This is a genomic window from Microbacterium sp. NPDC007973 (assembly GCF_042958465.1).
GTDB classification, from domain to species: domain Bacteria; phylum Actinomycetota; class Actinomycetes; order Actinomycetales; family Microbacteriaceae; genus Microbacterium; species Microbacterium galbum.
In genome coordinates this window covers 295,873-307,948 of sequence record NZ_JBIBJJ010000002.1, presented here as the reverse complement: position 1 = coordinate 307,948, position 12,076 = coordinate 295,873, and the positions used below count along the sequence as shown (strand labels likewise).

The 12,076-nt window shown below is 66.8% G+C and carries 11 protein-coding genes and 1 pseudogene; 10 read left to right on the top strand and 2 right to left on the bottom strand.

Going from position 1 to position 12,076, the window contains the following annotated elements; genetic code table 11:
* The first annotated feature begins 139 nt into the window (after positions 1-139).
* From ACFZA2_RS06545 to ACFZA2_RS06525, 5 genes and pseudogenes are all read left to right on the top strand, one after another.
* Positions 140-770, top strand: a pseudogene (locus ACFZA2_RS06545) (hypothetical protein).
* A gap of 579 nt (positions 771-1,349) precedes the next feature.
* A complete protein-coding gene (locus ACFZA2_RS06540) occupies positions 1,350-3,509 on the top strand; it encodes an McrB family protein (protein WP_391402259.1) in 2,160 nt (719 codons plus the stop codon).
* Positions 3,506-4,693: an McrC family protein gene (locus ACFZA2_RS06535; protein ID WP_391402257.1), complete on the top strand. Its 1,188-nt coding sequence runs from the start codon at positions 3,506-3,508 to the stop codon at positions 4,691-4,693. The genes ACFZA2_RS06540 and ACFZA2_RS06535 overlap by 4 nt, the downstream gene beginning before the upstream one ends.
* Before the next feature lie 99 nt (positions 4,694-4,792).
* Positions 4,793-5,350, top strand: a complete 558-nt coding sequence (locus ACFZA2_RS06530; RefSeq protein WP_391402254.1) for a dihydrofolate reductase family protein — start codon at positions 4,793-4,795, stop codon at positions 5,348-5,350.
* 1,048 nt (positions 5,351-6,398) lie between these two features.
* Positions 6,399-6,773, top strand: a complete 375-nt coding sequence (locus ACFZA2_RS06525) for a hypothetical protein (protein WP_391402251.1) — start codon at positions 6,399-6,401, stop codon at positions 6,771-6,773.
* A gap of 78 nt (positions 6,774-6,851) precedes the next feature.
* Here ACFZA2_RS06525 and ACFZA2_RS06520 read toward each other — a convergent pair whose 3' ends face one another.
* Positions 6,852-7,928, bottom strand: coding sequence for an alkene reductase (locus tag ACFZA2_RS06520; protein WP_391402248.1), 1,077 nt, complete (start codon positions 7,926-7,928; stop codon positions 6,852-6,854).
* Positions 7,929-8,152: 224 nt separating this feature from the next.
* Between ACFZA2_RS06520 and ACFZA2_RS06515 the strand changes: the two genes are divergently transcribed.
* The 5 genes from ACFZA2_RS06515 to ACFZA2_RS06495 all read left to right on the top strand — a co-directional run bounded on the left by ACFZA2_RS06515 (position 8,153) and on the right by ACFZA2_RS06495 (position 11,499).
* Positions 8,153-8,305 (top strand): hypothetical protein, encoded by a 153-nt coding sequence (locus tag ACFZA2_RS06515; protein ID WP_391402244.1) that lies wholly within the window; start codon positions 8,153-8,155, stop codon positions 8,303-8,305.
* Positions 8,306-8,448: 143 nt separating this feature from the next.
* Complete coding sequence (gene pdxH, locus ACFZA2_RS06510; protein WP_391402241.1) at positions 8,449-9,093, top strand: pyridoxamine 5'-phosphate oxidase; 645 nt, start codon at positions 8,449-8,451, stop codon at positions 9,091-9,093.
* A gap of 79 nt (positions 9,094-9,172) precedes the next feature.
* Positions 9,173-9,490, top strand: a complete 318-nt coding sequence (locus tag ACFZA2_RS06505; RefSeq protein WP_391402238.1) for a hypothetical protein — start codon at positions 9,173-9,175, stop codon at positions 9,488-9,490.
* Between the two features lie 60 nt (positions 9,491-9,550).
* Entirely contained in the window at positions 9,551-10,708 is a 1,158-nt protein-coding gene (locus ACFZA2_RS06500) for a GTPase (protein ID WP_391402235.1), read from the top strand.
* 131 nt (positions 10,709-10,839) lie between these two features.
* Positions 10,840-11,499, top strand: a complete 660-nt coding sequence (locus ACFZA2_RS06495) for a HEAT repeat domain-containing protein (RefSeq protein WP_363577248.1) — start codon at positions 10,840-10,842, stop codon at positions 11,497-11,499.
* Between the two features lie 6 nt (positions 11,500-11,505).
* Here ACFZA2_RS06495 and ACFZA2_RS06490 read toward each other — a convergent pair whose 3' ends face one another.
* Entirely contained in the window at positions 11,506-11,829 is a 324-nt protein-coding gene (locus tag ACFZA2_RS06490; RefSeq protein ID WP_391402231.1) for a hypothetical protein, read from the bottom strand.
* Positions 11,830-12,076: the final 247 nt, after the last annotated feature.

The window sequence follows — 12,076 nt, the reverse complement described above, 5'->3', positions numbered from 1 at the left end:
TCGGTAACCGTCCCCCTTTCGACCGCGCACGGACTCTTGAATCTATCAGCGGCGGCCCATTCCTCCTTTGCGACTGCTCCGTATTGGGCATTGGGAGCGCGGTGGACTGGTGACACTCGCCTCGCCGAAGGAGTTCTCCATGCGCGCGACGTGCGGACGCGGCACGGCACCTCATACGAGAGCTATCGACGAGTGGTTGGGGATTCTTGTGATGTGTGCGAGGCGAGGCGAGGAGCGGCGGCATCTGTTCGAGCTGGCGCGTCCGGTTCCGGGGCGGCGGAAGCGCGTGACGCGCGCGGAGGTGGCGATGCCCGGGGCGTTGGCGCTGCTCGCGTCGATGCCGTCGGTGCCGGCGCTGCTGCTGGGGCGGCGAAATGACGTGCTCGCATGGAACACGCTCGGGCATGCGCTGGTGGCGGGGCATCTGGCGTTCACGGATCCGGATGATCCGGCGACGCGTCCGAACCAGATGCGCCTGCTGTTCCTCGACCGGCACACGCGCGAGCTGCATCGTGACTGGGCGGATGATCCGGCGTCGGCGGTCGCGTCGCTGCGGTATGTGGCGGGGCAGTGCGCTCGCCGAGCTCGTGGGGGAGTTGTCGATGAACAGTCGGGAGTTCGCGCGCCTGTGGGCCAAGCACGACGTGCGGTTGTGTTCGAGCGGAACGAAGCGGCTACATCACCCGCAGGTGGGCGACCTCGACCTGCACGCACCGCTGAGTACGAATCTCACTCGGAGTCGACTGGAACGCCGAACTCGTGTGGGGTGACGTCGTCGAGGTGGTCCAGCGGCTCAAGGAGCAGCCGAGAAGAGGGATCTCGCTCGGTGGCGTGAAGCTTCCGGCGACGCTCGCGGCGCACGGGCTCATCGATGAGTACACGTTCGTCGTGCATACCGTGATCGCGGGGCGGGGCCGCGGCTGCTCGACGGCGTGGATTTGGAGATGGAGTTGGTCGAGCGGCGGGAGTTCCGCTCAGGTGCCGTCGTGCAGCGCTACCGCCTCGTCGCATACCGAGGGTTTCGAGCGCATTGCCTAAGACTCTGGCATCCGACGATCTGTCCTGGAGGAACGGGTAGTCGGTGTACCCGGTCTCGCCGTACTGAGGCCTGGTCGACCTCGTTCTCGTCGGCGCTTGAATGTTGTGGGCGGGGGAGTTGCGGATGTCGACGCGGTCGGCGCCGACCTCGGTGACGACGGCCTGCGCGACCTCGATGGCGAAGCGTGCGCGGGGCCCGCGCAAACCCGCCATCACTCTGTGCTCGCGTCACCCGGCGGGCTCGTGAAAGGCTGAGGCGGGGAACCGCCCGCGATGAACGGAAGTGTTTGTCGTCCAGGCAAAGGAGCAGTGTGGCCGCAGATCAGAACGTCCGACGAGCGGCTCGCGCCCGAGCATCGCTGGAATATCTCGACGAGAACACCATCGGCGAACAATTCCTGCCTCTCGCCGAGGTGTGGGCTGCAACGCAGCAGCGCGTTCCGTTCTCAGATCACGAGGCCGAGCTCGTGCGGAAGGGCCGCCCCCGCGGGGAGAGCGATTGGCGCTGGTCCAGCGCGGATCTCGCTGCCGCCGGGTGGCTGCGCAAGCACCCCGATGGGTCGGGGCAATGGGCGGTCACTGACGCCGGTAGACAGGCGCTGCGTGAGTTTGCGGGCGACGAGTTACACGCGGAGGCGACGCGACGATACGCAGCAGGGCGCATTGAGTTGCAGTCGGCGGTCTCCGCGGCCCTTCCGACGACGTGGGTGTCGACCGACAATGCTCAGCGCAAGCTGCTCGAGGCTGCGCGCGTGTGGGTGGAGCAGTCGCTGCAGGCCGGCGAATCCGTCTTCAGCCCGGGGCGCGAGGTGTGGTCGCTGGAGACGGTTCAGCGTCTGCATACGGTATGGACGACGAGCGAGAAGGCCGAGGGGAAGAATTTCACCGAGAACGTCGCGCTACAGCTCGCTGACGAGAGCGACGACGTCAGATTGCTCATGGCTGAGGTGGTGGCGCTGCAAATCCTCCCCATTTCAACGGCCATTGGTCACGCCAAGAAAACGGCCAAGGTAGGGGCAGTTCTCGCGCTCATGCAGCACAAGGTGTCGATCCCAACGCTTTTCGATGAGGCGTTCGGCGGTGGGTCATTCCACCCCGGGTCCGGCATGCTCACCAATGTCAATCACGCGGTCACGATCATCATCAACCTGGCGAAAGCGTGGGTCGAGCTCGACGCTGATGAACAAGAGTCGACGCTGGCAGATCCGCTCCGCTGGCGGGATTTCGTCTTGGCGCTGGACGGCGACGGTTTCCCAACCCAGCGATGGTCGTTGCTGTATCTCGTCCATCCCGGCTTCTTCGGCCCCATCGTTTCGGCTGATCACCGCCGGCGCGTTCGCGAAGCGTTCATCGGCGAAATCGGGGGGAGCTTCTCCTCCGACGCCGATGCGGACCTCCAGCGCATCGCCATCGCCCTTCAGGTGAAGAAGCAGAAGCCGATCGATTTCTATCGGACGCCGCTGCGGGAGCAGTGGCTGGATGTGCCAGACCCGGTGATCGATCCGGCCCACGTAGAACCAGTCGTAGAGGTTGACCCACGCGGCTTCCGCCCAGCCGACATCGACACCGCAGTCTTGAGCGAACGCCTCAAGCTCGACGATGGTTGGATCGCTCGCGTTATCGATGCCTTGTATCGGCGGGGCCAGATCATCCTCTATGGCCCGCCGGGGACCGGTAAGACCTTTGTCGCGAAGGCGATCACGGAGGCACTCACCACCAAACCCGATGCGGCTCGACGAATTCAGTTCCATCCCTCATACACATACGAGGACTTCTTCGCCGGGTACCGGCCGCGCGAGAAAGACGGTCAGCTCGTTTTCGAACTGACCCAGGGGCCTCTGCGCCGCATCTCGGACGCAGCTCGGCGTGACCCCGATGTGACGCACGTCCTGATGATCGATGAGATCAATCGCGCAAATCTTTCAAAGGTCTTCGGCGAGCTCTACTACCTCCTCGAGTACCGGGACGAACCGATCGACTTGCTTTACGCCGGCTCGGGGACGGACGGCGGAGACACGTTCTCGCTGCCGCCGAACGTCGTCATCATCGGCACGATGAATACAGCCGATCGTTCGATTGCGCTCCTAGACTCGGCGATGCGTCGGCGTTTCTCGTTCTTCGAGCTCCACCCCGACGTTCCGCCGGTGGCCGGCATTCTCGATCGGTGGATGGCCGCGCACCCGCAGTCCTTTGATATCTCAGCCCTTTTCGCCGAGCTTAATTCGCGCATTCGCGACCGGGAGGGCCGCATCGGCCCCAGTCACCTGCTGCGCACCGAAGATCTGAGCAGGCAGGCCCTCGATGCGATTTGGACGGAGAACCTGATGCCGTTGCTCGAGGAGCGTCATCTCGGGAGTGCTGTCGATGTACACGCGACGTTTTCGTTGGAGATTCTGCTTGAAAAGGTCGCTCCCCCGGCGGCGCAGTCACCCGAGCAGGAAAGCGGCATCCAGGAGTCCTCGAAGAGGTGAGCAAATCACGTCCACGCGCTTTCATCACCGAAAAGGGTGAGAGCCTCGTCGAGCTCACGCTCGGCGAGGCGATGGAACTGCAGGAGATGCGTTTTTGTCGTGTGAGCCCGACAACGCAGGCCGGGCTTTGGCGCGTCTCGGACGTGACGCGGGTGGGCACCGCGGTGGTGGGTGAAACGGTGCTGCACGTCGTGCCCAAAACGCCTCTCGAGAATCTCGTCTACATGGCGTCCTCAGGACGTAGGCACATCAGCGTCGGACAACACCTCGTGGATCACGACGGGGAGCGAGCCTTTCCTGCGGCTCTTGCTCGCGCATTCCTCTTGGAGGTGCAACGCGCTACACGTCGAGGTCTAGTGAAGGGTTACGAAGAGACGCACGAGGCCGCCTCGGTCATGCGGGGTCGGTGGGATGTGTCGCGACAACTAGCCGTCCGTCCGGGGCTGCCGCTACCTCTTGAGATCGACTACGACCATTTCAGTGAGGATGTGCCAACCAATCGCATCCTGCATACCGCCATTCGTGCGCTTCGAGCAGTGGATCTCTCGCGCGGCGTCGAGTCGATTCGCACGCAGCTCGAGATGGATTTCCTCGAGGCGGGTCTGGTGCCGCGCGGAATGCCGCTTCCGACCGTTGTGATAACGAGGCTGAACGAGCATCTCAGTACCGCTCTCATGCTCGCCCAATTGATCCTCGAGGCCGTGTCGTGGACGCACCGTGAAGGCGTCCGACGAGGCGGGACGTTCCTGCTCGATATGGCGAACATGTTCGAGTCGTTCGTCGCTGAACGTCTGCGCGCGCTTCTCGAGCCAAAAGGTCTGCGAGTAACCCCACAGGACAGAAGATGGTGGCTGGACACGGAGCGCGTGGTGGCTCTTCGTCCGGACATGGTCGTCGAGACCGACGTGCCGACGAGCGTGGCCGACACCAAATACAAGGTGCTCACTGATGGGCGCGGTGGTCCGCCCAGCGGTGACGTCTACCAGATGGTCGCTTACGCGCTTGCGCTGAATGTGCGAACCGCGCACCTCATTTACGTTTCGGGCGACGTGGTCTCTCAGGTCATTTGCATTCCCTCGGCGCGGGTCGACGTTCGCGTGCATGCGGTGAGCCTGGCCGGAGGCATCGACGATCTCGAGGCCGAGATGGCTCGGCTCGCGAGAGTCATTGCTTCGCGCGAGTAGGTGCTGGATCTCAGCAGGGGAACGGTGGACGGATGCCGTCGGTGCCGAGACGATGAGGACAAACGTGCGAGGGAGCGCGTCTCGTCGAGAGGATCAGACATGGCACAGCCGTTGCGATACGCGATCAACGTCACCCTGGACGGCTGCTGCTCACACGAGGCGGGCCTGCCGCCGGACACCGAGTCCATGGCGTTCTGGACCGACGAGCTCCGCCGTTCCGACACCCTCCTCTACGGCCGCGTCACCTATGAGCTGATGGAGGGTGCGTGGCGTCGACCGGGGTCGGGGGAGTGGCCGGACTGGATGGATGCCAGTGAGATCGAGTTCGCGGAGGTGATGGATCCGATGCGGAAGGTCGTGGCATCCGCGACTCTGGACGCCGTCGACTGGAACGCTGAGCTGATCAGCGGCGACGTGGTCGAAGCGGTCCGGCGGGTCAAGGCGCAGCCGGGGAGGGGTATCTCGCTTGGTGGCGTGAAGCTTCCGGCGGCACTCGCGGCGCAGGGCCTCATCGATGAGTACACGTTCGTCGTGCACCCCGTGATCGCGGGGCGGGGGCCACGGCTCCTTGAGGGGGTCGACCTGAAGCTCGAGCCGGTCGAGCGGAGTGAGTTCCGATCGGGCGCGACGATGCAGCGCTACCGGTCCGTCGCATAGGGAGCGCCGCGCGAACTGGTCACCCGCGGCGCTCCTGTCACTGGCATATGCGTGCAGTCATAGGTGGTTCGAGTGCCCGTGCGCGTCGATTCTGTGGGCCGATGACTAGTCGACATCTTCAACCTCGGCACGCTGCTCATCTCACTCCCAGCGGGGTAGGGGGTAGTCGGCAATGCCACCGGCGAGCGAACTGGACCGCGCAGACGCCTCGATATCAATCACAGAATGAGGGGGTTTGCGGTCCGCCTGACGAGGAGGTCGCGCAGCATCTGCAAGTCGAGGAGAGCGGGGGCGCGGAGCGCGTCGCCCAGGCGAATAGATCCGAGTCGATCGTGTACGGACAGTCGAGCGAGCGACACCGCTCCTGTTGCTGCGAGGGAATCTCGCATCGAGTCGTACAAGGCTCGTTGCTTCCAGCGCGGTGATCCTTCTCCATCGAGAACACCGCGGGGCCCAGCTGGACCGAATTGCGCGGCTGATCCCGTGTTCGTCCAGAAGCCGCCCCCTGAGTGACGCTTCGAGGCAACGTGCTCATAGTCGGCGCACTGGCGCAGGTAATCCGCTCGCCATGGCAAATGGGCACTCCACTCCGCTCGAAGTGTCTCTGCTCGATACCGGTTGAAGTGTTGTTCTTCGTCGAGCTCAATGATGAGTCCACTCGTCGTCTGAATATCCCAGCCCAAGGGTCGAAGGGTGGGTGCCTCGAGCACTCCACCAAGCTGTTTGTAGTTCGCAATGGCCCACGACGCGGCGGGCTCGGGAAGCCCTGGGAAGCGGGGGGCTGGTGATGTCCCACCGAGTGTGAGGCCGAGTAATTCAAGCGCGGAGGCGAGAGCATTTTGTCGTTCAAGTCGTGCCATGCTGCCGACTCTCACACGTGCCCGGCGGTGGCGGAAGTTGGACTTACATGTACCTCGTCTGGCCTTTGCTATGCGAGCTCTTGGCCCGATTCAAGAAGGCTCGATTGAGAGTTCCTTGCAGAGGAAGCCACTGGCTAGATTGTTGTACGCAAATCACGAATGTCGGTGGCTCGGGGCATACTCGGGGCATGGTTTCCTACTCCGACCTGACCGACACAGCCGCCGTGAACTGGGCGGTATCCGAATTCGATCGGCTCGGTCGTGATGCGTTCCTCAAGCGTTTCGGCTTTGGCGTAGCGCGTGAGTACTTCCTCGTCGTCAACGGCTCCCTCTACGACTCGAAGGCGATCTTCGCCGCGGCATACGAGCGTCAGCACGGCGTTTCCGTGTCCAGCAAAGAGATCAGCGGAGGCAAAGGCGGCGCGGCAGGTCGACTGGTCGAGCTTGGGTTCGAGGTACAGGGCAACCCCGTGCAGCAAATCAGACCGGCGTCTCGCCCAGCGACTATCTGCAACGAACATTTTGTGGAGATTCCGGCGGCGGGATCCTGTCCCTACTGCTGAACACATACCTTCTGCGCACGAGATGAATCAAAAGGGCCCCGCGCGATCAGATCGCGCGAGGCCCTGGCATCCGGAATGTCAGTCCTGAAGGAACGGGTAATCCGTGTACCCGCGCTCATCCGGGCCGTAGACCGACGCCTGATCAACCTCGTTTTCCTCGGCGCCCTGCTGCCAGCGCGTCACCAGGTCGGGGTTGGCGATGGCGGGGCGGCCGACGGCGACCAGGTCGGCGATGCCCTCGTCGACGGCGGTGATGGCCTCGTCGCGCGTGGTCATCTTGGAGAAGCCGGAGTTGACGATGAAGGTGCCGCCGAAGGCGCGGCGCAGGTCCTGGATGAGGTCGCTCGCGGGGTGGGCGTGCAGCACGCTCAGGTAGGCGAGGCCCAGCGGGGCGAGGCCGGCGATGAGGGCCTCGTAGGTGGCGCGGGTTTCGGCGTCGTCCTTCTCCCAGACGTCCTGGATGTTGTGGGCGGGGGAGATGCGGATGCCGACGCGGTCGGCACCGATCTCGGCGACGACGGCCTGGGCGACCTCGACGACGAAGCGGGCGCGGGCCTCGGGCGATCCGCCGTAGCCGTCGGTGCGCTGGTTGGAGGCGGGGGAGAGGAACTCGTGCAGCAGGTAGCCGTTCGCCGAGTGCAGCTCGACGCCGTCGATGCCGGCATCCACGGCCCGACGAGCGGCCTTCACGAACTCGTCACGGACGGTGGCGAGCTCCTCGGTCTCGAGGGCGTGGGGCACGGGGTAGGCGACCTTCGAGCCGTCGGCGAGGCGGGTGTCGCCCTCAATCGCGATGGCCGAGGGGGCGACGATGCGGTCGGTGCCGGTGATGTCGGTGTGGGTGACACGTCCGCCGTTCATGAGCTGCATGAACACCACTCCGCCTTCGGCGTGCACGGCATCCGCGACCTTCGCCCATCCGGTGGCCTGCTCGTCGGTGACGATTCCGGGCTGGCCGGGGTACGCCTTCGACTCCGCGCTCGGGAACACGCCCTCGGTGACGAGGAGTCCGATGCCGGCGCGCTGCTCGTAGTACTTCGCGACGATCGGGCCGGGAACGCCGTCGGCGCTCGCGCGCAGGCGGGTCATGGGGGCGAGCGACACGCGGTTGCGCACGCCGATGCTGCCGACGGTGGTGGGGCTGAACAGGCTCACGGGAGTCCTTTCGTGGGGTCACAGGGCCACGCGAAGGTAACGGGGCGCGGCGACGACCTATTCCACGCGGTGCACATCTGTGCAGCGGCGGATTGACGTCGGCTGCCGCCAGGTGCTGGCATCCACACGTGGGGCTGGCTAGCGTGGCCTTTCGTCCATGGAGCAGCGCGGGGGGAACGGATGCTGATGTCGACCGGGATCGCACGAGTCGGAGCAGAGCAGTGATGGCGCGCGCGCCCTGGAACCGTCCGGGCGAATCCGCCCAGACCCGCCGCCTGCGCATCGCGATGTTCTGGACCGCGGTGGTGCTCGTGGGGGCCGTGGTGGCGACGCTCGTGTACTTCGTCGTGCGGTCGGCGGGGATCGCCGGGCTCTGATTTCGACGACCTCGCACAGCCGTCTCTTGCGGAACTACTCGCGCACGCGTCCGAGCGCGAATCGTCCCGTGCGGCGATCGGGCCGCGGCCGGACTCCGCGCGCATACGATGGTGCCCCCAGCGACGCTTCGGAGGACCGCGCGATGACCGAGAACCCCCTCGCCCACCGCCTCGACTACACGCTCGACGAGCTCGACGACGCCGCGCTGACGGCATCCCCCCTCGCGCTCTTCCAGCGGTGGCTGCATGATGCCGCGGACCTCCCCGAACCGAACGCGATGGTCGTATCGACGGTGGATGCCGAGGCCCGGCCCACCTCGCGGACGGTGCTGTTGCGCGGGGTCGACGACGACGGTGCGCTGTGGTTCTTCACGAACCGGGACTCGCGGAAGGGGCAGGCGCTGGCGGGGAATCCGGCGGTGTCGATCCTGTTCCCCTGGTACGCGCTGCAGCGGCAGGTGATCGTGCTCGGCACGGCGACGCCCCTGCCTGCTGAGCGGGATGACGCGTACTTCGCGTCGCGGCCGCGCGGATCGCAGCTGTCGGCCTGGGCGAGCCACCAGTCGGAGCCCGTGGCATCCCGTGCCGCGCTCGAGGAGCAGATGGCCGAGGTGTCGGCCCGCTTCGGCGACGACCAGCCCGTGCCGAGGCCGCCGCACTGGGGCGGGTATCGGGTGGAGCCGCGCGAGATCGAGTTCTGGCAGGGGCGTCCGTCGCGGCTGCACGATCGGATCGTGGCCGTGCGGGATGCCGCGGGGGAGTGGAGCGCGGCGCGACGGCAGCCGTGAGCGCCTCGAGCTGCAGGTCGTTCGCCGTGTCAAGCTCTGGCATCCAGGCGGGAGTTGAGATGGTCTGATGCTCATGGGGATGTCGAGCTTCGAGCTGAAGCGGATTGTTCTGCTCGCGTTTCCGCTGCCGATTGTTCTGGTGTTCCCGGCCGCGTTCGCCTTTCGCGGCCTGTGGGTACCGGCTCTTGCGTGCTCGCTGGGAGCGGCGGTGTACATCGTGCTCATCTGGCGATGGCAACGCGTCCGAGAAGCCGACGAAGCCCTCGCGCGTGCCGCGCTGCACGATGCGGCCGGGGCCGAGGAGAAGGAGGTGCACGTGCAGACCCCTCCTTCCACGGCCTCCGGGCCCGCACAAGGGCCACCCGCTAAAAGCTCCCCCCGCCGCCCCGCCCCGTAGATTCGATCCCATCCGCATCCGCGGGTCGCGAACTGAGTCACCACCCGGGGAGGCGAGACCATGGCGAAGAAGAACACCGACGTGCGTCAGCTCGACGAGAAGGCCTTCGTCGAGGCGACGTCGGAGGCGAAGTCGCGGTACGGGCGGTTCAATCTCGCGATCGTCGGCGCGTCGGGCGTCGGCAAGTCGTCGCTGGTCAACGCGGTGTTCGGGCGCGACTGGGCGAAGGTCGGGCGGGGGCTCCCCGTCACGCGGGGCGTGCACTTCTACAGCGACGACTCGCTCGGCATCTGGGACGTCGAGGGGTTCGAGATCGGCTCGCCCGTTCCGCCGGATCAGCAGCTGCGCAACCACCTGGATGCCATCGCCGCCCACCCCGGCAACCATCAGATCTCCGTCGTCTGGTACTGCGTGCGGGCCGCCGACGACCGTCTCACTCCGGCCGACATCGCGATGATCCGCGAGCTCGACGCGCGAGGGCTGCCGGTGATCCTCGTGCTGACGAAGGTCGACTGGATCAAGAACCCGATCACCGGGCACCAGGGCGTCGCGAAGGACCTGCAGGCGTTCGTCGACTGGCTCAACAACCCCGTCGACCCGTCGACGGGCGAGCGCATCCGCATCTCGTACCGACAGGTCATCCTCACCTCCACCCGCGACCGCCACGGGAAGGGGAAGGGGCACGGCCTCGGTGACCTTGTCACGGAGACCCTCGAACTCGCCCCCGACCGCGACAAGGACGCCTTTCGCATCGCACAGCGACTCAACCTCCCGTGGAAGAGGGAGATGGCGCGGCCGATCATCGCCGCGGCGTCCGCGGCGGCCGCGGGGGCGGCATCCGTTCCGCTTCCTGTGTCGGATGCTGTCACGCTGGCGCCGATCCAGCTGACGATGATGGGGCGCATCGCCGCCATCTACGACCTCGAGGTCAAGACGATGCTCTCGGCAGGGGCCCTCGCGCAGTTCGGTGTGCAGGTGGCCGGGCGAGCGCTCGCGACGAGCTTCCTCAAGCTCATCCCGGGCGCGGGGATCGTCGTGAACGCGGCCGTGGCCGCGGCGCTGACGGCCGCGACGGGCGAGAGCTGGCTGAAGATCTGCGAGCTGCTGCACACCGGCAAGATCGACGTGCGCAAGCTCGACCAGGAGTGGGCGAAGTACGCGCCGAGCTTCATGGACGTCGCGCGCAAGCTCGTCGAGCGGCGGGTGGGACGGAAGTAGATCACCGGGGGCGGCCCGCGGAGCACGCAGCGAGTGGATGCCGGTAGGCCGCCGTCGCGCGCATCCCGGTCGGTCACGGCATCCGTCATGACGACCCTCGCCGCCACGGGGCGTGAAACCCTGGAACCACGATGACCGACACCACCCCGGCCGACCGCCTGCGCGCGGCGCTCGCGCACTCCGACGCCTCCGCGCGCCTGCAAGCGGCGCTCGCCGCGGGGACGCGGCCCGACGACAGCTACATCGCCGAGCTCGTTGCCCGCTGCGCGGTGGAGCCCGACTTCTTCGTGCGCGACATGCTCACGTGGGCGCTCACGCGTCACGACGCGACCCGGACCGTCGCGGAGCTGCTTCCCGAGGTGGCATCCGAGGTCCCGCAGGCGCGGAGCCAGGCCCTGCACACGCTCTCGAAGATCGGCGACCCCGCTGCGTTCGCCGTGATCACGCCGGTGGTGCTGCGCGATCGGCATCCCGAGGTGGCGCGGGCGGCGTGGCGCACGGCATCCGGGCTCGTTCCCGACGACGCCCACGAGTCGCTCGCCGACGAGCTCGCGACCCAGTTCGGGCGGGGCGACCACGACACCCAGCGGAGCCTGAGCCGCGCGTTCGCGGCCATCGGGTACCGCGCCGAAGCCGCCGTCGAGCGCGCGGCGGCCTCGCCCTACGACGTCGTGAGCGCGCACGCGCGGGCGACGGCGATCGTCATGGACGACCCCGACACCGAGTTCGCCGAAGCGGTGGTCGAGGCGCGGCGCGTGGTGGCGCAGCGGGCGCTGCCCGACGAGGACTGACCCGGGTCAGCCCCGGTGCACCTCGACCGCTCTCGAGAACAGGTGCACGAGGAACGCCCCGATCAGCAGGACCGGCGTGACACCGATCATCGACACCAGCGGTGACCCGGTGTCGGTCGACGACGTCGCGAACGCCACGACGAAGCCCACGACCACGCCGAGCGCCGCCACGGCGAGAGCGATCGCGCGCGTCGAGGGGGAGGCGCGATGGACGGCGACGATCATCAGGATCGCCAGGGCGAACATCGTCGCCGCGGCGACGAGGAAGAGCGGGGATCCTCCGCTGATCGCGAGGAAGCCGGCGCCGCCGACCACGAACAGAGCGCTCACTACGTACGCGAAGATCCGTGCGCGCCGCACGCGCGTCTCGGGTGGGAGGTTCCGCAGGGAGCCTGTCGTCATCCGTGTCTCCCGATCGTCAGGGAAGCGCCAGGCTACCGGGACGGGTGCGGGGCGCGGAAGGGCGGTGCCGGCCCGCACCGGATGCCGGGGGAGGGGGCGCGCGCCGGTCCTCGCGGGCGAACGATCGGCCCCCGCCCGCCGGGGAGGGTGGCCATTTCGTCTCGTGATTCCGCGG